Raw genomic sequence first — 20,565 nt, 5'->3', positions numbered from 1 at the left:
AAATGCCTGGGATGGAAACGCAGAAAAGGCCACGCGGCAGACCAAAATCGCTGTTCAAGGAAAGCTCGGCCGGGACCATGCAATCGCTGGATCGGGCGCTTAGCGTTTTGACCACAGTAGCCAGTCTGGAACGCGCAGCACTCAGCGATTTGGCGCGCGAAGTTGATGTGCCCACGGCCACAACACACCGAATTCTGGTGACGCTGCAGAAGCACGGTTTCGTCGCCTTTGATGAAGAGCGTCAAGAATGGATGATCGGGATCGAGACTTATCGCACCGGAGCGTCCTTTCTACGCCGTAATGGTGTTATCGAAATCGGAAGGCCCATTTTACGCCGGCTGATGCAGGATAGCGGCGAAACGGCGAATCTGGCCGTTCCGGACGGGGCCGAAGTGGTGTTTGTGGGGCAGGTCGAAACGGCCAATCCGATCCGGGCCTTTTTTCCACCGGGCGCGCGGACACCGATGTATGCCTCGGGCACCGGTAAGGCGATCTTGGCCGCGTTGAACGAGGCTGCATTGATCAAAGCGCTGGGCACGTTGGACACAAAGGTCTTCACGCCTCAAACACTGGTGCCCGGCGATGCACTGCAAAGCGATCTGGATCAGACCCGGGCCCGCGGGTGGTCGCATGATCGGGAGGAACGATACGAGGGGATGTCATGCATCGGTGCGGCCATCTTCAACGACCGGGGGGAACCCTGTGCGGGCATTTCCGTATCTGGCCCTACCGCCCGGTTCAGCACTGAACGCGCGCCGGAATTGGGCCGATTGGTACAAGCCGCCGCGCAAGAGATTACCTTGCTCAGCGGTGGGCGCTTACCGGCGCGGGATGCGGGGGATGCGGGATTGTGACAGCTTGTATTTGTGCTCTGGATGGGGCGGATGCCCATGGGTGCGGTTCCAATAGTCACTCGCGCCGCGCCGCAACCAAAGGGGTATGCACAAGAGCAAACCAACAAGGAAGCCCCCGGTATGGGCCCAATAGGCGACGCCGCCCTCGTCGGGGTTGCTGGACAGGCTCCCAATGAACTGCATACCCAGCCACACGCCTAGCATGACAAACGCCGGGATCGAGAAGACACGGAAATAGATCACCAGAACAAGCAGGATGTCCACGCGCGCTTTGGGGAACATCAACAAATAGCCACCCATGACGCCAGCTATTGCGCCAGACGCACCAATCGTAGGAACCAGAGATTGTGGCGCTGTGACGACGTGGATCAGACCGGCCCCGATACCCGCGGCAAGATAGAACAGCAGAAAGGGCAGGTGGCCCATTTCGTCTTCGAGGTTGTCGCCGAAGATCCACAGGAACAGCATGTTTCCTGCCAGATGCATCCAGCCGCCATGCAGGAACATCGAGGTCACGAGGGTCTCAAGCGTGTAACCGTCCGTAACCCGGGCGGGCACCACCGCATAATCGGTATACAGCTGGGTGATCAGTCGCTGGTTCTCCATGCTTCCCGCATAGCTGAGGAAAATCAGGATATTCGCTGCCATCAACAGATAGATGACATATGGGGTGCGCCCCGAAGGGTTATGGTCACGAATTGGAAACATGGTGCGACGCTGGGCGGTTGGCTGCCCAGCGTCAAGGCCTGTTTAGGCCGCACCCCCCAGCAATGCGGCATTCCCACCCGCAGCAGTGGTGTCGACACAGACATGTCGTTCTCCCAGAACGCGGGTGCGATCTGGTTGGCCGGGGATCAGAGGGATGATTGGGCCTGCACGCCGGGACAGATGACGCTCGATTTCCTGACCGGTTGCGTCGTCGCCCCACCACAATACGCCCGAGAAGCCAGTCAGGATTTCAAGCCGGTGCAGGTCTAACGCGCCGATAGCAGTTATAGCCCGCCCGCCCAGTGCTTTGACCGCGTTGGCCTGCGCTTGTGCGGCTTCAACTCCGGGGCCCATACACAATAGCGGTGCGCGTGAGAATTCACTCAGGCGGTTCGATTCACCCGTCGGACCGGGCAGCAACCGCGCCTTGATCTCAGCAGATTTTCCTTCTGGTAATGGTAGATCGGTCATATCGGTGGACCATTGCTCGGGACTGACCTTCCGGTCCGGGGCGCAGAAACGGGTCAGGTAGTTCGGCCCACCCGCCTTTGGGCCGGTCCCCGACAGGCCCTCGCCGCCAAAGGGTTGCGATCCAACTATGGCGCCGATCTGGTTGCGATTGACGTAGATGTTTCCGGCATGAACAGCTTCGGTGATGTGCTGAACGCGGTCGTCGATCCGTGTGTGCAGGCCAAAGGTCAGCCCGTATCCTGTGGCGTTGATATCGGCGATGATCTGATCCAACTCTGAGGAATTGAACCGCACTACATGCAGGACGGGGCCAAACACCTCGCGCTCCAACTCGGCAATGCCGGGGATTTTGATAAGGGTTGGGGCGATGAACGTGCCGTCACCAGGGACGGACATCTCTTTCAGGACACGCCCTTCGGACCGTGCCAATGCGATGTGATCGGCGATGCCGCGACGAGCATCGTCGTCAATCACCGGGCCGCAATCGGTTGAGATAGGCCAGGGATCACCAACCAGCAGCGCATCCATAGCCCCTGTCAGCATGGTCAGAAGATCATCGGCAATGTCTTCCTGGACATAGAGACAGCGCAGGGCCGAACATCTTTGCCCCGCTGATTGGAACGCGCTTTCGATGATGGACTGAACCGCCTGTTCGGGCAGGGCGGTGCTGTCCACGATCATCGCATTCAAGCCACCAGTTTCCGCGATCAGAGGCGTTCCCGGCCGCAAGTTTCCGGCCATGGCAGCACGGATTTTCAGGGCGGTCCCGGTCGAGCCGGTAAAGGCCACTCCCGACACCCTCGGGTCCGAGGTCAGGGCTGCGCCCACCGATGGACCGCCCGGCAGCAACTGTAGCGCGCTGCGTGGCACTCCGGCCTCGTGCAGCAATTCAACGGCGCGATGCGCGATCAATGGTGTCTGCGGTGCGGGCTTTGCCAATACCGCATTCCCAGTGGCCAAAGCGGCGGATAATTGACCGGTGAAAATGGCCAGCGGAAAGTTCCACGGGCTGATACAGGTGAACACACCCGCTGGTTCTGCGTCGGGTATATTCGCCGCATAATAGCGCAGGAAATCTACCGCCTCGCGCAGTTCGGCGACTGCATCGGGCAGGGACTTACCAGCCTCACGGGCCAGCAGGGCGAAAAGTTCACCGAAATGGGTCTCGTAAAGGTCGGCGGCGGCATTCAGAACCTGCGAGCGTTGATCTGCCACTACCTGCCAGGGGGTGGCTGCAGTCAAAGCAAGCTCGACATCTTGTGCGCTGGCCGGGGCAACGGCACCGGGGCGATCCCGCGACTGTGCGGGGTTGACGATGGGCTGATCGTCATCGGGCCGCGCATCGCCGGACAACAACGGGCGCGCATACCAGTGATGCGTCCGAAACGCGTCCCGCGCGGCGTTGACCCGGTCCAAAGTGGGAATGTGCCGCAGGTCAAACCCCTGCGAATTGGGCCGCTCGGGTTGAAACAGCTCGGGTCCGGTTGGAATGGCGCGCGCCGGTTCGAGGAGAGTGAGAAACGGATCGGCCGCAACCTCCTCTGGGGGAACAGTATCATCCACGATTTGGTTCACGAATGAAGAGTTTGCACCATTCTCAAGCAGTCGCCGCACCAGGTAGGCCAGCAAGTCACGATGGGCCCCGACAGGCGCATATATGCGGCAGCGTGTGTTGTTTGCGTTCTTAACCAGATGGTGCAGGGTTTCTCCCATCCCGTGCAGCCGCTGAAATTCGAAAGGCTGATCAGTTGCCATTTGCAGAATTGTACTGACCGTATGGGCGTTATGGGTGGCAAACTGCGGATAGATCCTGTCGGTCATGCCCAGCAATTTTCGCGCATTAGCAATATAGGAGACATCGGTCACGGCCTTGCTGGTAAACACCGGAAAACCCTCTACGCCTTCAACCTGAGCGCGCTTGATTTCGGTATCCCAATAGGCGCCTTTGACCAGCCGCACCATCAGTTTGCGGTCATAGCGCTCGGCCATTCCATAGAGCGCGTCCAGAGCGATTCCAGCACGCGGACCATAGGCCTGAACCACAATTCCGAACCCGTCCCATCCTGCGAGTGCAGGCTCGGCCATCACCGCTTCGATGACCTGCAGGGACAGCGACAGGCGGTCGGCCTCTTCGGCGTCGATGTTCAGGCCCATGCCAGCGGCTTTGGCCAAAAGGCACAGAGCGCGCAGGCGCGGGACAAGCTCGGCCATCACTCGCTGTTCCTGGGCCAACTCATACCGGGGGTGCAGTGCTGACAGCTTTACCGAGATGCCTGGATTGGCGCGAATGTCATCATGGGTGCAGGCCTCTGCAATGGCGGTGATGGCACGGGAATAAGACAAATGATATCGGGCCGCGTCGGCCTCGGTCCGTGCGGCTTCACCCAGCATATCGTAGGAATAGGTATAGCCCTTGGCCTCCATCCCGCTGGCACGTTCCATGGCCGACTGGATGGTCTCGCCCAGCACGAACTGACGACCCATTTCCTTCATTGCGCGCCCGACGGCCGTGCGGATAACCGGTTCACCCAGTCTTTTGATCGCACCTCGCAGGGCACTGACAGGCGAGGGCTTGCCGTCGTCGAGGACTTTACCGGTCAGCATCAGCGCCCAAGTCGAGGCATTCACCAGCGGCGAGGAGGATTGCCCAAGATGCTTGCCCCAGTCGGACGGCGCGATCTTGTCTTCGATGAGAGCATCGATCGTGTCGGCATCCGGCACGCGCAGCAGCGCTTCGGCCAGACACATCAGCGCCACGCCCTCATCGGTAGACAGGCCATATTCGGCCAGAAACACCTCCATCATGCCCGGCGATGTACTGGATCGAATATCACGCACAAGCTGGGCGGCTGCCGCACAGATTTGGGCGCGATCAGTTTCAGACAGCGCGGCATGATCGATAAGATTGTCGAGAACGGCGGTTTGATCAGCGTAGGTTTGGCTGTCGATATGGGTGCTCAGGCTGTGTGACATGAATCCTCCAGGCTTTTGTTGAATATAATGTCGATTTCTCAGGACGATTGCCGTATTTTTTAATTCATCTGGTCGGATGGACTGTTTTTAGGGGATAATGCCGTGCAAATGAGCTTTCCGGATTTGGATCGGTTTGATCGAGCGATCTTGGCGATTCTCTCAGAGGATGGGCGCATATCAGTTGCCGACCTAGCGCGGCGGATCGGGCTGTCGAAATCCCCAACCCAGGCACGTCTAAAGCGACTTGAGGCTAGCGGGGTGATCACCGGGTATCGCGCCTTACTGGACCCGATCCGACTGGGGCTGGACCATGTGGCTTTTGTCGAGGTGCGCCTGACCGACACGAGAGAGAAGGCACTGGCCGAGTTTAACACCGCAGTCCGCAAGGTGCCCGAAATCGAGCAAGCCCATATGATCGCGTCGAATTTCGACTATCTGCTGAAAATCCGCACTGGTTCAATGTCGGAATACCGCGCCGTTTTGGCTGAGAAGATATCCTCGCTTCCGCATGTGGCGAATACCTCGACCTTTGTGGCGATGGAGGCAGTTAAGGAAACCGTTGTTTCAGGCGCTTTGGACAGGGTGGGTTGACGAATTGCGCGAGCGCGTCACCATACGCGTATGAAGCGTTTTGTGTTCCCTCTGCTAGTGTTGGCGGCCCCTCCGGGTGTCGCCTGGTCTGAAGAATGCCCGTCCTCGCCGGATCATACCGAAAGCATCTCGGCCGTAATCGCGCAAATTCAGGATGTTGGAAACGAGGCCGAAGCCCAGACATTTTCCAATCAATTATGGGAGTTCTGGACCGATGCGCCCGACGCTGTTGCGCAGGCCGTTCTGGACCGGGGCATGACCCGCCGCAGTGGCTGGGACCTTCGGGGCGCCATCGAGGAGTTTGACAAGCTCATCGAATACTGCCCGCACTATGCCGAGGGGTACAATCAGCGCGCCTTTGCATATTATCTTAGCCAGGATTTCGCATCTGCACTGCCGGATCTGGACAAGGCGATCGAGCTGTCTCCGAACCATGTCGCGGCGATCAGCGGGCGCGCCCTGACACTGCTTGGCTTGCATCGGATCGATGAAGCCCGTGCGGCACTGTCACATGCCTTGGAGCTTAACCCCTGGCTGTCCGAGCGCCACCTGATGGCTCCGGGCGGACCGTTGGAGCCGCCGGGTAAGGATATCTGAGGAAAAGACGTCCCCGACCCATATGACCGGGGACAATCTGGAACAGCTTAACCGACCAGCCCGTTATCGGTGCGCTTGATCGTGATCACCGATGAGCGCGGCGTGCCACCATCCGGCCATTCGCTGCCGGGATGCTGAATGCCGACAAACATGGTGCGCAGATCGCTGGACCAAGCCAGCCCCGTGACCTCACATCCTTTCGGACCGGTCATGAAACGGGCGATTTCGCCAGTGACCGGATCGCCGACCAGCATCTGGTTGTTGCCGTGGCCTGCAAAGTCTTCTTCGTTGTCGTCGTTGCCGTCGGTCTGGATCCAGACCAGACCAGTCGAGTCAATGGTCATTCCGTCGGGTGAGTTGAACAGGTTGCCCTCGTTCACATTGGCCGACCCGGCGCGGGCGTCAGAGTGCACCGTCGGATTTCCCGCCATGACATAGAGATCCCAGACGAACGCGTCGGCTGCGTGATCGTCATCGGCGGGTTTCCAGCGGACAATCTGGCCATATTTGTTGGCCTCACGCGGGTTGGGGCCGTTGGTCGACGTATCATCACCCCCGGCATTTGGTTTCACGCCGCGGTTCTTGTTGTTGGTTAGGCAGCAATAGGCTTCGACCGCTACCGGGCTGGACGCCACCCATTCAGGGCGATCCATGGTCGTGCCACCCGCCTTGGATGCCGCCAATCGGGTGAAGATCGCAATATCCGCCGCATCCATGCCGGTTGCATCCGGCGTCAGCGGCAGCCAGGTGCCTGTCATGTCGTCATCGAATTTCGCCACATAAAGCGTGCCGTCGTTCAACAGATTCTGGGTTTCGCCGCCGGGCTGATAGGTGCCGTTCGAGACGAATTTGTACAGATACTCGCCCCGCTCATCATCACCCATATAGACAACCACGCGGCCATCAGCGGCCAGAGTCACCTCGGCATTCTCATGCTTGAAACGGCCAAGACCGGTGTGTTTGACCGGGGTGCTGTCCGGTTTGGTCGGGTCGATTTCAACGATCCATCCCACTCGGTGCGGCTCGTTTGGGTTTTTGGAGGTGTCGAACCGCGGATCGAACAGTTCGTAGCCATTCCAGCTTTCGGCTTTGACGCCATAGCGCTTGAAGCCGTCCGCGACCTTTTGATCGTAGCTGGCGTTTTCGTCGCTGGACCCGAAATAGCCGTTAAAGTTCTCTTCGCAGGTCAGATACGTGCCCCAGGGCGTCTTGCCTGCACCACAGTTGTTCATGGTGCCCAGCGAGGTTGTGCCGGTCGGGTCGGCCTCGGTCTTCAGCAGGTCGTGGCCGGCAGCGGGGCCGACGATGTTCATCTCAGTGTTGTGGTGGATGCGCCGGTTGAACGGGCTGTCCTTGACCACGGACCAACCTTCGCGGCCTTCGGTGATTTCCATCACGGTCACACCCTGCAGGTTCTGCAGTTTGCGCACGTCGTCAGCACTGGCCGGAACACCTTCCTGCGCAGCGGGCAGGTTGATCTTGCCGTTGGGATATTCGTGATTGATCGCGATCAGCTGGTGGCCCTGGAACGTGAATGTATGCATCCCGTCTGTATTCTCGCCAAATATTCGGTCCGAGCTCTCGACCGGACCTCCCTCGGCGATGTCATAGCCATCGGCATCCGAAAACAGCGGATCGCCCCAGCGCATCAAGATTTTCCACTCAAACCCTTCAGGCACATGGACGGTGCCATCAGTTTGTGCGGGAATCGGGGTGAAGGCGAACCGGGATGCTGCCTGTGCCTGCGCCGAGGTCGAACCAAGTAGGCCAGTACCCATCGCAGCCGCGCCAGAGCCAAAGGCCACGACACCCGCCAGAAATCCACGGCGGGAAATTGCGCTTTCGACAACGCGGTCAAAGTCGTTTTCTTCGGGGCGGGGGAAATGCAGCTCGTCCCAATCGTCGGCGGAAAGTGTGGTAGGGTCAACGTCTTTCATGGATTGCTCCTGGCTGTCTGTGAAAAGTCGATGAAACGGATTTAGGGGGCATTTGTGACAGGGTAATAACAGCACCATTAACAATGGTGCCGGGATACTCAGGAAACAGATAAACTTTGGATGCGTTAGGATACGCCGATTGGATCAGTCCGTCAAAACGGGCTGATGACATCTTGTTTTTATTGGTTTTTTGCCAGGAAAAGCGGTCAGGTAAGGCGCTGACCGTCCGCAGTGAACCGATAGGCCTTGTCCGGTGAATAGGCGAAACGCAATTCCTGCCCTTCGGATATCGCATGCTGGCCAAACAGCCGGGCGGTTATGGCGTGTTCATTGATCTGCGCGATGACATTTGTGTCTCCGCCCAACTTTTCGACATGGCTGACACGCGCGGTGAGTGGTCCGTCATCTGCAACAAACAGGTCCTCGGGCCGGATGCCAATCGTGTTCTGACCGCTTTCGTTCAGCAACCCCTGCGGCAAGAAATTCATTGACGGAGAGCCGAGGAACCCTGCTACGAACTGGTTCGCGGGATTGTTATACAGTTCCATCGGGCTGCCGATCTGTTCTACCCGGCCGTCACGCAGAACAACGATCTTGTCGGCCAGGGTCATGGCTTCGGTCTGGTCGTGGGTAACATAGATCATCGAGGCGTCCAGTGCTCGGTGCAGGTTGGCGATCTCGATTCGCGTATTCATGCGAAGCGCGGCATCCAGATTGGACAGAGGCTCATCAAACAGGAACAGTTTGGGTTCGCGCACGATGGCGCGGCCAATGGCAACCCGCTGACGCTGACCGCCTGACAGTTCGGACGGGAAGCGGTCCAGATAGGGTTCCAGGTTCAGCATCCGGCTGGCTTTGGCCACGCGGCCTTCGATTTCCGATTTGGGCTGCTTTTCCTGCTTCAGTGCAAGGGTCATATTGCCCCGAACGCTGAGGTGGGGATAGAGCGCATAGCTTTGGAATACCATCGCAATGCCGCGCTTGGATGGCGGCACCAGATTGACCTGCTGCCCGCCAATGTTGATCTCACCGGACGATGCATCCTCGAGCCCGGCAATCACCCGCAACAGGGTGGATTTGCCACAGCCCGAAGGGCCGACAAAGACGACAAACTCGCCGTCTTCGACTTCAAGCGTGATGTCTTTTAGGACATGCACATTGCCGAAGGATTTATTGATTTTGTTCAGCGTCAGGGCGGTCATGTCGCTTGCTCCTCAAAGGAAACGGGCTGGCCAGTGCGGATGCTTTCATCTGCGGCCAGGCAAATGGCAAGGGATTGGACAGCGTCATTCATATGACGCGTCAGGTCTATGTCTTCGGCGATGGCGCGCAGCATATAGCCCTGTTCGGCATCGCATAGTTCCTGGTGACCGGGTTCACCGGGCATGTCGATTGTGTGGTCGCCTTGCGGTGTGTGGACTAGCAGACCGCCAACCTTTGTGTGGCCGTCGATATCCGCCGAGGCGCCCTTGTTCCCGTCGGTGATCGAGACCGAACCGTTGGGCGACACTATATCTTTCACGAAGAATGCGGTTTCCGACATCATCGGGCCCCAGCCGGCCTCATACCAGCCGACCGAGCCGTCATTGAAAACCACCTGAAATTGCCCGTAATTGTACATGTCGGGCGCGATCTCATCGGACAGCCGCAGACCCATTCCGTGGACACGGACGGGCCGGGCATCAGTGATCTGGCACATCACATCGACATAGTGAACGCCGCAATCCACGATGGGCGAGGTGGTCTGCATCAACGCTTTATGCGTCTCCCATTCCGCACCGTTGGATTGCTGGTTCAGGTTCAGGCGGAATACATAAGGCCCACCCAGTTTGCGGGCCTCGGCAATCAGCCGCACCCACGAGGGGTGGTGGCGCAGGATGTAGCCAACAACCAGCTTGCGGTTCAGTCGGATGGCGGTTTCGACCACGCGCCGCGCATCAGCGACATTGGTGGCCAGCGGTTTCTCTACAAAGACATGCGCCCCGGCTTCCATCGCCGCACAGGCATAATCCGCATGGCTGTCGGAATAGGTGGCGATCACGACCAGATCCGGGTTTGTTTTGGCCAGCGCGGTTTCGAAATCGGAATAGGCCGGGTATTCGGCAAGATCAGGGTACTCAACGTGCCCCGAGCGGTTCACCAACGCCACGATCTGGGCGTCGGGGTGATGGTGATGGGCCAGCGCGTGGCTGAACCCCATATTGCCAAGACCTGCGATCAGAACACGTGTCATTTGACAGCCCCTGACGTGATGCCGCGGATCAGCTGGCGTGAGAATATGACATAGAGAACCAGGACCGGCAGGATTGCCATCGACAAGGCTGACAGGACCGCGTTCCAGTCGGTGACAAATTGACCGATAAAGACCTGGCTGCCCAGCGTCAGGGTCTTGGTCTCCTCAGCCGGGGCCAGGATCAGCGGGAACCACAGATCGTTCCAGATCGGGATCATGTTGAACACCGCCACCGTCGCCATGGCGGGCCGCACCAGTGGCAGCACCAGTCGGAAGAAGATCGTATATTCCGACAGCCCGTCGATGCGCCCGGCGTTTTTCAGATCGTCACTGACCTGCCGCATGAATTCGGACAGGATGAACACTGCCAGCGGCAAACCCTGTGCCGTATAGACCAGGATCAGCGCCCAAAGTGAGTTCACCAACCCGGTCGCCACCATCATCTCAAGGATTGCGACAGTGCCGATGCGGATCGGAATCATGATCCCCAGTGCCAGATACAGGCCCATCAGCAGGTTGCCTTTGAACTGGTACTCGGACAGCGCATAGGCCGCCATGGCACCGAACAGCAGGATAAAGAACAACGACGCCACGGTGACGATCATCGAGTTCTGAAAGTAAAGGAAGAAATCCCCCTGCTTCATCACCGTCTCATAGCCGATCAGCGAAAAACTGTCTGCGTTGGGCAGGGCCAGCGGTTCGCGAAAGATCGACCGGCGGGTTTTGAAGCTGTTGATCAGGATCACAAAGACCGGGAACAGAGCGATCAGCGTATACAGGATCAGCCCAGCGTGCATCGCTACGGTGTTGAGGGGGTTATGGCGTGCTTTGTTCATCACTTGGCCCTCACAGTTGATACCGGCGCATCCGGGTCTGGATGCCGAACAGATAGATACAGACGCCCACCAGGATGATTGCGAACATGGCCCCGGCGATGGCGGACCCCATATGCGGGTCGCCCAGCTGCAACTGGAAGCCAAAGAAGGTGCGGTACATGAAGGTGCCCAGAATATCGGTTGAGAAATCCGGCCCCGCCAGCGCGCCTTGTGAGGCATAGATCAGGTCGAATGCGTTGAAATTTCCCACAAAGGTCAGGATCGAGATGATCCCGATCGAGGGCAGGATCAGCGGTAGTTTGATCTTCCAGAAGGCCGAGGCCCCGGTGATGCCGTCGATCTCTCCGGCCTCAAGGATTTCTTCGGGGATGGTCAGCAGGGCGGCATAGATCAGCATCATCGGGATGCCTACGAACTGCCAGACCGAGATCAGCGCCAGCGTGGTCAGTGCGTATTCCTCTTTGCCCAGCCACGGTGCAAAGAGGGACTTAAGCCCAACAGCATCCAGCATCGAAGGCGCAATGCCCCAGATCGGCGACAGGATCAGTTTCCAGGCAAAGCCCACGATCACAAAGCTGAGGATCGTAGGAATAAAGATCGCCGAGCGATACAGGGCAGCAAACCGTAGGCGGGGGTGGCTGAGAAGGGCGGCCAGCGCGATGCCGATCGGGTTCTGAACCAACATATGGATCAGGAAGAACCAAAAATTATTACCCAGAGCATTCCAGAACTGATCCGACCAGTTGGGATCGAAAAACAGCGTCCGGAAATTCTGCAATCCGACAAACACGCGAGCCTGATCAACCTCTGTATACAGTGCAAGGCGCAGCGTGTTGAACAGCGGGAAAATCATCACAGCGGTATAGACGAGTATGGCAGGTGCCAGAAATACAACGATATGCCAGCGGATGCGGGGGCGGGTCATGGGATTGCTTTCAAAGGGGTGTCGGAGTTACCCGGGCGGTCGGCACCGCCCGGGTATGGATCAGCTTACTGATGCGGAGCGTACCAGGAGGCCAGGCCTTCCTGCAGTTCGGCACCCAGTTCCTCGGGGGATTTTGCGCCTTTGATGGCGGCAACCGAAGCGCCCCAGGTATCGTTTTCAAGGTTCGGTGTGCCACGCGACAGGATTTGATAGGTCGAGCGGATGGTCGATTCACACTCTTCGCGCCAGCCTACGATTTCCTTGGCCAGCGGGTCCTGCAGCTCGACCGGAGTGTTCGAGAGCGGGAAGAAGCCAGGCAGGGCGTTGCCGAAGATTTCGGCGAATTCCGGGCTTGCGACCCAGGCCAGGAACGTCTCGGCAGCTTCGGGATTCGCGGTGGCCGCATTCATACCAATGCCAATATCCGTGTGGTCCGAGATATAGCAGGTATCGCCCGCATTCTGGACTGGCGGCTTGAAGGCACCCATCTCAAAATCGGCCTGCGCGTTGAAGCCCGAAATTTCCCAGGATCCCGCAGGATAGACGGCCGCGCGACCCAGGGTAAAGATGTTCTGGCTGTCGGGATAAGTCTGCGCCTCATATCCGTCACCCAGATAAGCGCCCCAACGGGCCAGGGTGGCATAGGGGGCGGTCCAGGCTACATCGGTCAGCTTTTGCTCGCCCGCGATCAGCGCCTGGCGGCCCTCTTCGCCTTTCCAATAGTTCGGACCGATGTTGTTATAGCCCATAGTGGCGGCTTCCCACTGGTCGTTGGTGCCCATCGCCATCGGGATATAAGTGCCGTCTTCCTTGATCTTGTCGAGGGCGGCAAAGAACTCGTCCTCGGTAGTGGGAACTTCGATACCCAGTTCAGCAAACGCGTCCTTGTTATAGATGAACCCGTGGATCACCGACGCCATCGGAACGCAGAAACTGGCCGAGCCGTCATCCGTTTGCCAGGCCGACTTGGCGACATCCGAGAAGTTGTTCATCGCTTCGACACCGGACAGGTCGCTCAGATGACCGGCCTCATACAGGGCCAGCGATGCGTCGAACGGGCGACAGGTGATCAGGTCACCCGCCGAACCCGCATCCAGTTTCGAATTCAGTACGGCGTTGTATTCCGCTGGGGCCGAGGGTGTGAATTGCACTTTGATGCCGGGGTGTTTGGCCTCAAACGCAGGGATGATCTGGTCCTGCCATAGGGTCAGGTCGTCATTTCGCCAGCTTTCGATGGTCAGGGTCACATCTTCCGCATAGGCAGCCGACGCCATCAGCGTCGTGCCCAGCAGAGCAAGTTTCAAGCTATTCTTGGTCATCCATATTCTCCCGATTGATGGTTATTATTCTATGGCCAGTGCGGCCGTTAGGATTCCGTCTGATGTTCGTAGGCGTTCGGTGGCTTCGGATGCCGAAACACCTTTTGCGGCGACAAGCACGGCGGGCTTCACATCACCGCGTGTTGCTTCCAGTGCGCGCTTTGCTGCGTCTGTGTCCACCTCGGCAATGCGGGTTACGATTCCGGCCGCGCGGGCGCGCAGTTTGTCATTGTCCGCGCGCAGGTTGACCATCATGCCGCCATGTACGTGGCCAAGGTCCAGCGCCATCAGCGACGACAGCATATTCAAAGCGATCTTTTGCGCCGTTCCCGCGCCCATCCGCGTTGATCCCGAAATCAGTTCGGGCGGGGTGGCTAGCAGGATCGGGATGTTGGTCTGTGTCAGCAGGGGACTGTTGGCGTTATTGGCGATGCCGATCAAGGTCGCGCCTTTTGCACGGGCGATGCTTGCGGCTGTCATCGTGTAGGGGGTCGACCCGCTTGCGGATACGGCGATCACCGTGTCCCGGGCTGACAAACTGTTCAGCGCTTCACGCAGGTCACCGTCGGCGTCTTCGGAATCACCCGGCATCTCGACACCCGTCGGAAGACCACCAGCCATATGGATTCGCAACTGGTCTGGCGTGATCGAGAATGTTCCGCCCAGCTCTTGCGCGTCAGCCGCCGCCATCAAACCGGACGAGCCTGCCGCAACATAGTGCAACATGCCGCCCGACCGGAGCGTCCTGGCCATCGCAGCGGCGCCCAATGCAATAGCCTGTGTGGCCGAGCGCACCGCCGCTGCCGCAGCGATCTGCCCATCGGCCAGCAACAGCGCCGACCCTGTCAGGTCTTCGCGGCTCAGGCTGGTGGCGTCGCGGTGCAGTTGTTCGGTTGACGGCAGCGTCAAGAGAATCCCCTCCCAGGTTTCCCGATTACAATACCTATTTAATACCACCTGTCCAACATTTTCTTTTCAGTGAAGGTTTTGTGCTGTTCTTATAGGAAAAACTGCAATATTTGCGAGCAGTGCCAAAATCTAGGCTTTTCTAAATCAAATAGGTATTGTATTGGTATTGTCATGATTGAGTCCCTGCATAATGCTGTATTGGCCGTTGATGGCGGTGGAACGCGCTGTCGTGTGGCCTGTGAGGTTGCTGGAATCGCTCACAGCGTTGAAGTTGGCGCTGCAAACGTCTCGACTGATTTTCAGGCTGGCGTTTCACAGATCAAGCTGGGGTTAGACCAGCTGTCTGGCAAGCTTGGCATCGGGGTTGAGGGCTTGTTGGCAAGTCCTGCCTTTATTGGTTTAGCTGGGGTCACGGATCAGGCGATCTCAACTCGTTTGAGGGATGCGCTTGGTCTAAAGCACGCCCGGATAGAGGATGATCGTCCCGCTGCCTTGCGCGGGGCACTGGGTGCGCAGGACGGGCTGATTGCCCATTGTGGTACAGGCTCATTTCTGGCCAGACAAACTGGTAGAGACATGCGCTTTGCCGGTGGCTGGGGCTCGGTCTTGGGGGATGAAGCCTCGGCCCAGTGGGTTGGAAGGATGGCATTGTCCTTGGCATTGCGTGCGTTTGATGGAACGCAGACCCGTTCGGACCTTTTGACCACTTTGCTGTCCGAACATGACGGACCTGCCGGGATCGTTCGTTTTGCAGGGGCTGCAGACCCTGCGCAGTTTGGAGCGATTGCACCAAAAGTGACCATGGCTGCCCAAGATGACGACGTGGTTGCGCAACAAATCATGCGGGCAGGTGCTGCCTATCTGGCGGATACCGCCACGCATTTGGGGTGGAGCCCGGGAGCCGCGCTGTGCCTGACGGGCGGTATTGGTGGTCAATACGCGTCGTATCTGCCCGAAAACATGCAATCCGACCTGCGCGCGCCGTTAGGAGAACCGCTCGACGGGGCGCTCGCCTTGGCAAAGGAGGTCGAACATGAGCATTGCTGATTTTCTGCGTTCGGATTCCTGGCTGACCGCTGATAATGGGCCGCGATATGTCCAACTACGGCGAAGGCTGCAGGAGGGCATTGATACGGGTGTTCTGCCCCCTAAATCGTCGCTTCCGTCCGAGAGAGAACTTGTCGAGATCACGGACCTTTCGCGCGTCACCGTGAGAAAGGCGATTCAAGAGCTTGTCCAAGAGGGCGTGATCGAACAGCGCCAGGGCTCGGGCTCGTTCATCCGCGAGCGCATCCCACGGGTCGAACAATCGCTGACACATCTGACTTCGTTCACCGAAGACATGTCCAGCCGTGGAATGAAAACCGCGTCGAAATGGCTGGAGCGGGGGGTCTTTGCGCCGACCCAAGAAGAGATTGCCGCCTTGAGCTTGTCCGAGGGTGAGCAAATCTCTCGTATCTACCGATTGCGCGAAGCCGATGGCCGTCCATTGGCGCTGGAAAAAGCGGCGTTACCTTTGGATATCCTGCCGAACCCGATCGAGGTGACCACCTCTCTGTACGAGGTCTTGGATCGGCTGGGCCGCCGTCCTGTTCGGGCGGTTCAGAAGATCTCGGCCCTGAATTTGGCCGCGCGTGAGGCTGAACTTCTTGATGTTCCCGAGGGAGCCGCCGGGCTGAATATTGAACGTGTTTCTTTTCTCAGAAACGGACGCGTCGCCGAACTGACACGCTCGCTTTATCGCGGCGATGCGTATGATTTTGTCGCTGAATTGCGGTTGTAACCTGAAAGGACGGAACTAGATGTCCGTAGAACTCTCGAAGATGCGTCAGGAAATTCTGGAAATTCCTGATGCCGTAGACCGATTGCTAAGCAATGGGGCTGACAATATCCGCCACGCTGCCCAGTTGGCGCGCGACGCAGACCCGCGTTTTCTGGTCTCGGTGGCGCGAGGATCTTCGGATCACGCCTGCACCTATCTGAAATATGCATGCGAACTATTGCTGAACCTTCCTGTTGCCTCGGTCGGGCCCTCGGTCAACTCGATCTATGGTGCAGAGCTTCGGGCGCAGGGTGCGTTGAGCATATCGGTGTCGCAATCTGGTCAAAGCCCGGATATCGTTGGCATGACGCGCGCGCTGAAACGATCTGGTGCCGTGACGGTCGCCATTACGAACAATACGGAATCCCACCTGGCAGATGCCACGGACGCCGTCCTGCCTCTTCATGCGGGACCGGAATTGAGTGTGGCAGCAACCAAGACCTTTGTGACGTCTCTGGTGGCGGGGCTGTGGTTGCTGGCGGAAATCGCGGATGAGGCAGAGCTGAAGCAGGCCATATGGTCACTGCCCGGGTATCTTGGGAAGGCTGCCCAATGCGACTGGACCCCGGCCGCCAATGCGATTTCCGGCCGGTCCCTTTTTACCTTGGGTCGCGGTCCATCGCTGGCGATCTCGAATGAAGCGGCGCTGAAAATCAAAGAGACCTGCCAGATCCACGCCGAGAGCTATTCGACTGCAGAAGTTCTGCACGGGCCGGTCTCAATCGTTGAAGAAGGGTTTCCAACCATTGTGTTCGCTGCCAGTGATGCCGCTGAACAAACAACGGCAGAAGCGGCTGATGCGTTGGCGGCAAAAGGGGCTACCGTTTTTGCCACAACCTCGGCGGTGAAACGGGCGCAGCCTCTGCCGGTCGTCAGAACGGACCATTGGCTGACCGATCCCATCAGCGCCATCACATCGTTCTACAGCATGGTTGAATCGGTCGCCTGCAATCGCGGAATTGACCCTGATGCCCCGCGTCACCTTAAGAAAGTTACGGAAACTGTATGACCTCTGAGACGGTTGTATTCAGAAACGGCGCCTATTTCGACGGCACACACCTGCTGGAGGGGCAGGCGGTTGTGTTTCGCCAAGGTAATTTGTCCGAGATCACCCCGGCAGACGGAACCAAAATCGCCGGGCAGCAGGTCGATCTGAACGGTGATATTCTCTGCCCCGGATTTGTGGACCTACAGGTCAATGGCGGCGGAAGTGTCATGTTCAACGATGACCCTTCTGTCGAGACTATCCAGCGCATTTCTCAAGCGCATAGAAAGCTTGGCGTCGCATCCTTTTTGCCCACCCTGATTACCGACACTGCGGCCAAGACCCAGCAGGCAATAGAGGCCGCGATCAAGGCTGTGGATGTCGGTGTTCCCGGTGTCGCTGGACTGCATCTGGAGGGACCGCATCTTTCGTTGGCGCGAAAAGGGGCGCATGACGCCGCGCTGATCCGCCCGATGGATGAAGAGGATCTGACCACCCTGATAGCCGCGGCCAGCCGATTGCCTTGCCTTAAAGTAACCCTGGCGCCAGAAGCTGTGTCTGAGCGACAGGTTACCTCTTTGGCTGAGGCCGGAATTCTGGTGTCTCTGGGTCATAGCGATGCGGATTTTGCGACCTGTCAACGTTATGCTGCGGCGGGCGCGCGCTGTGTCACACATCTGTTCAACGCCATGAGCCAGCTTGGAAACCGCGAGCCTGGTCTTGTGGGGGCGGCGCTGGCCAATGCGGGTTTGTCTGCGGGTCTGATTGCAGACAGTATACACGTACACCCTGAGGTCATGCGGGCGGCATGGGCGGCAAAGACCGGCCCGGCCCGGATATTTCTGGTCAGCGATGCCATGGCTGTTGCCGGAACAGAGGATGCCGAATTCAACCTTGAAGGGCGCCGTATTACCAGAACGGATGGCCGCCTGACGCTTGAAAATGGAACGCTGGCAGGGGCTGACCTGGATCTGACGACGGCTGTTCGCATCCTTGTCAAAAATGTCGGTGTCCCGCTGAAGGATGCGCTGAGCGCCGCAACGACCTATCCTGCGAAGTTGATTGGCTTGGCCGAATCTTCCAGTAAGAATCTGGCATCCATGATCCGTATTTCGGCGGATCTTGAAACTTGCGAATGGGCGAATGCCGCGCGTTGAATAAGCCGCGCGCTGCCGAAACGACCCCGGGATTACCGATGCGCCGGGGTCCGTCCCCGGGTGTCATATGATTTTGAATTTCGCGTGCGAACTGTGCTTGACGACACCTTGGGCATGGCATAAACCAGCCACCGCTGAGCGGGCGTCGTATACTGGCTATTACCTCAGCCTTCCAAGCTGATGAAGCGGGTTCGATTCCCGCCGCCCGCTCCAAATCAGCCCCAAAAGTCTGCGTCAAATAGCCTTTCGTTTGGGCCATTCGGCTGCACCGCTTGACCCGGCGGGTTGTAGACGCCAAGAAGCGGGATACCGGAATTCGAACACGATGTAAGGGCCTGACATGGCAAAACCCGTCTCAGCCAGTCCAGCAGCAAAACCCGCACCCGGTGCGGCTGAGGAACGGGCCAGGTCCAGGAAAATCGGTGTTCTGGCTTCGCTCTGGCCATTCATGAAGCCTTATCGATTGCAAATGATTGGGGCCTCTTTGGCCTTGGTTCTGACCGCCAGCATGACGCTGACATTGCCTTTGGCTGTCCGCCGTGTGGTCGACAACTTTCGGATCGAAGACGGAGAGCTACTGGATTGGTACTTTCTGGCGGCGCTGGGCATCGCCGCGATTCTGGCCGTCGGAACAGGTATCCGCTACGCGCTTGTTACGCGCCTGGGCGAACGCGTTGTCGCCGATATCCGCAAAGCCGTTTTTGATCGCGTCATCGGGATGAGCCCCGAATTCTATGAACGTATCATGACGGGTGAGGTGCTGAGCCGGATCACGACCGACACCACGCTGATTCAATCCGTGCTGGGTTCGTCAGTCTCGATCGCTCTACGCAATATGTTGATGTTTCTGGGCGGGCTTGTGCTGATGCTGCTGACCTCGGCCAAGCTGACCGGGATGGTCTTGCTGCTGATTCCGCTGGTTGTAGTTCCGATACTGGTATTGGGGCGGCGCTTGCGGGTTATTAGCCGGGAAAACCAAGACTGGATCGCAGCCTCATCGGGCAACGCCGGTGAAGCGCTGAGCGCAGTTCAAACCGTTCAGGCCTTTACCCATGAGCAGGCCAGCCGAAATCAGTTCGGTGAGATGACCGAAACGTCCTATACTGTCTCGCTGCGCCGAATTCAGACCCGGGCCGTGCTGACCGTCATCGTTATATTCCTGGTGTTTTCCGGAATCGTGGGCGTGTTGTGGATGGGGGCGAATGATGTCCGCAACGGTGTCATGACCGAGGGCGTTCTGATCCAGTTCGTGATCTATTCGATCATCATGGCCGGTTCGGTTGCGGCCCTGTCCGAAATCTGGAGCGAATTGCAGCGTGCGGCCGGTGCGACCGAGCGGTTGGTCGAGCTGTTGAATGCTCAGGACACCGTGAACGATCCCGGCCAGGCGCAAGCTTTCCCCGCGCCCGTGCGCGGCGAGATTCGGTTCGACGATGTGACTTTCCGCTACCCGGCGCGTCCGGATGTCGTGGCGTTGAATGAACTGTCGCTGACAGTCAACCCCGGGGAAACCGTCGCATTTGTCGGCCCCTCGGGGGCCGGAAAAACAACCGTGATCCAGATGATTCAGCGATTCTATGATCCTGACTCGGGACGCGTTTGTTTGGATGGTATTGACCTGCGAGATTTGGATCGTTCCAATTTCCGCCGTCATATGGCACTTGTGCCTCAGGATCCCACGATATTCGCAGCATCGGCGCGCGAAAATATCCGATTTGGGCGGCTCGATGCGACGGATGCCGAGGTTGAAGACGCAGCCCGCGCAGCTGCGGCCCACGAATTCATCTCGACGCTGCCCGAAGGCTATGACAGCTTTGTAGGAGAGCGAGGCGTCATGCTGTCCGGGGGACAAAAACAGCGGATCGCCATCGCCCGCGCCATTTTGCGCGATGCTCCGATCCTGTTGTTGGATGAGGCGACATCGGCATTGGACGCTGAAAGCGAGCGCGCTGTGCAAGGGGCTGTCGACAGGTTGCGTGCAGGGCGGACGACGCTGATTGTTGCGCACAGATTGGCAACCGTGAAAAAAGCCGACCGCATCATCGTCCTGGAGAACGGGCAGATCGTTGCGCAGGGAACGCATGACGATCTGGTATCGCAGGATGGGCTGTACGCGCGTTTGGCACGGTTGCAATTTACCGATGGTGTTGCAGCAGAGTAACCTGATGGCGAGATATTTTGTTTTGCGCCCCAGCGTCATTCTACATTCTGGGTTGTTCTGCCGTTAAGCCCTTACTTGCACATGAGC

General features: G+C 58.4%; 17 protein-coding genes and 1 tRNA gene. 9 read left to right on the top strand and 9 right to left on the bottom strand.

The genetic code is table 11. The features are described 5' to 3' along the window. The first annotated feature begins 11 nt into the window (after positions 1 to 11). Positions 12 to 854: an IclR family transcriptional regulator gene (locus AC2FHW_RS10755; RefSeq protein ID WP_496821896.1), complete on the top strand. Its 843-nt coding sequence runs from the start codon at positions 12 to 14 to the stop codon at positions 852 to 854. Here AC2FHW_RS10755 and AC2FHW_RS10750 read toward each other — a convergent pair. Beyond that, positions 819 to 1,562 carry a rhomboid family intramembrane serine protease gene (locus AC2FHW_RS10750; protein ID WP_496706652.1) on the bottom strand — a complete coding sequence of 248 codons (744 nt, stop codon included), beginning with the start codon at positions 1,560 to 1,562 and terminating at the stop codon, positions 819 to 821. The genes AC2FHW_RS10755 and AC2FHW_RS10750 overlap by 36 nt on opposite strands. Positions 1,563 to 1,604: 42 nt before the next feature. Next, entirely contained in the window at positions 1,605 to 5,006 is a 3,402-nt protein-coding gene (gene putA, locus AC2FHW_RS10745) for a bifunctional proline dehydrogenase/L-glutamate gamma-semialdehyde dehydrogenase PutA (protein ID WP_496821895.1), read from the bottom strand. Positions 5,007 to 5,114: 108 nt separating this feature from the next. Here putA and AC2FHW_RS10740 point away from each other — a divergent pair, with 108 nt between their 5' ends. After that, positions 5,115 to 5,597 carry an Lrp/AsnC family transcriptional regulator gene (locus AC2FHW_RS10740; protein ID WP_271949327.1) on the top strand — a complete coding sequence of 161 codons (483 nt, stop codon included), beginning with the start codon at positions 5,115 to 5,117 and terminating at the stop codon, positions 5,595 to 5,597. Between the two features lie 30 nt (positions 5,598 to 5,627). Further along, positions 5,628 to 6,194, top strand: a complete 567-nt coding sequence (locus AC2FHW_RS10735; RefSeq protein WP_271949329.1) for a tetratricopeptide repeat protein — start codon at positions 5,628 to 5,630, stop codon at positions 6,192 to 6,194. Positions 6,195 to 6,241: 47 nt separating this feature from the next. On the opposite strand, the gene AC2FHW_RS10730 is transcribed toward AC2FHW_RS10735, so the two are convergent. The 7 genes from AC2FHW_RS10730 to AC2FHW_RS10700 form a co-directional block, all read right to left on the bottom strand. After that, positions 6,242 to 8,131, bottom strand: coding sequence for a PhoX family protein (locus AC2FHW_RS10730; protein ID WP_271949332.1), 1,890 nt, complete (start codon positions 8,129 to 8,131; stop codon positions 6,242 to 6,244). A gap of 206 nt (positions 8,132 to 8,337) precedes the next feature. Further along, complete coding sequence (locus AC2FHW_RS10725) at positions 8,338 to 9,333, bottom strand: ABC transporter ATP-binding protein (protein ID WP_142636668.1); 996 nt, start codon at positions 9,331 to 9,333, stop codon at positions 8,338 to 8,340. After that, positions 9,330 to 10,364 (bottom strand): Gfo/Idh/MocA family protein, encoded by a 1,035-nt coding sequence (locus AC2FHW_RS10720; RefSeq protein WP_271949334.1) that lies wholly within the window; start codon positions 10,362 to 10,364, stop codon positions 9,330 to 9,332. Before AC2FHW_RS10720 ends, AC2FHW_RS10725 begins: the two co-directional genes overlap by 4 nt. Further along, positions 10,361 to 11,200 carry a carbohydrate ABC transporter permease gene (locus AC2FHW_RS10715; protein WP_271949335.1) on the bottom strand — a complete coding sequence of 280 codons (840 nt, stop codon included), beginning with the start codon at positions 11,198 to 11,200 and terminating at the stop codon, positions 10,361 to 10,363. Before AC2FHW_RS10715 ends, AC2FHW_RS10720 begins: the two co-directional genes overlap by 4 nt. 10 nt (positions 11,201 to 11,210) lie before the next feature. Then, the gene (locus tag AC2FHW_RS10710) at positions 11,211 to 12,125 is read right to left on the bottom strand and encodes a carbohydrate ABC transporter permease (RefSeq protein ID WP_271949337.1); all 915 of its coding nucleotides are present in this window, start codon (positions 12,123 to 12,125) and stop codon (positions 11,211 to 11,213) included. Positions 12,126 to 12,190: 65 nt separating this feature from the next. Next, entirely contained in the window at positions 12,191 to 13,444 is a 1,254-nt protein-coding gene (locus AC2FHW_RS10705; RefSeq protein ID WP_271949340.1) for an ABC transporter substrate-binding protein, read from the bottom strand. Between the two features lie 24 nt (positions 13,445 to 13,468). After that, the gene (locus AC2FHW_RS10700; RefSeq protein ID WP_271949342.1) at positions 13,469 to 14,353 is read right to left on the bottom strand and encodes an N-acetylmuramic acid 6-phosphate etherase; all 885 of its coding nucleotides are present in this window, start codon (positions 14,351 to 14,353) and stop codon (positions 13,469 to 13,471) included. Between the two features lie 171 nt (positions 14,354 to 14,524). On the opposite strand from AC2FHW_RS10700, the gene AC2FHW_RS10695 reads away from it, so the two are divergent. From AC2FHW_RS10695 to AC2FHW_RS10670, 6 genes are all read left to right on the top strand, one after another. Then, on the top strand, positions 14,525 to 15,400 hold the full coding sequence (locus AC2FHW_RS10695; RefSeq protein ID WP_496728951.1) for a glucosamine kinase nucleotide-binding domain-containing protein: 876 nt from the start codon (positions 14,525 to 14,527) through the stop codon (positions 15,398 to 15,400). After that, complete coding sequence (locus AC2FHW_RS10690; RefSeq protein ID WP_271949346.1) at positions 15,387 to 16,136, top strand: GntR family transcriptional regulator; 750 nt, start codon at positions 15,387 to 15,389, stop codon at positions 16,134 to 16,136. The genes AC2FHW_RS10695 and AC2FHW_RS10690 overlap by 14 nt, the downstream gene beginning before the upstream one ends. 19 nt (positions 16,137 to 16,155) lie before the next feature. Then, entirely contained in the window at positions 16,156 to 17,184 is a 1,029-nt protein-coding gene (locus tag AC2FHW_RS10685; RefSeq protein WP_271949347.1) for an SIS domain-containing protein, read from the top strand. Then, positions 17,181 to 18,317, top strand: a complete 1,137-nt coding sequence (gene nagA, locus AC2FHW_RS10680) for an N-acetylglucosamine-6-phosphate deacetylase (protein ID WP_271949348.1) — start codon at positions 17,181 to 17,183, stop codon at positions 18,315 to 18,317. Before AC2FHW_RS10685 ends, nagA begins: the two co-directional genes overlap by 4 nt. 138 nt (positions 18,318 to 18,455) lie before the next feature. Continuing rightward, a tRNA-Gly gene (locus tag AC2FHW_RS10675) sits at positions 18,456 to 18,530 on the top strand. Between the two features lie 127 nt (positions 18,531 to 18,657). Further along, a complete protein-coding gene (locus AC2FHW_RS10670; protein WP_271949350.1) occupies positions 18,658 to 20,478 on the top strand; it encodes an ABC transporter transmembrane domain-containing protein in 1,821 nt (606 codons plus the stop codon). Positions 20,479 to 20,565: the final 87 nt, after the last annotated feature.

This window comes from Ruegeria sp. YTSA108, from assembly GCF_059610185.1.
The sequence above is the reverse complement of the archived record's forward strand: the minus strand, read 5'-3'. Positions and strand labels throughout refer to the sequence as shown.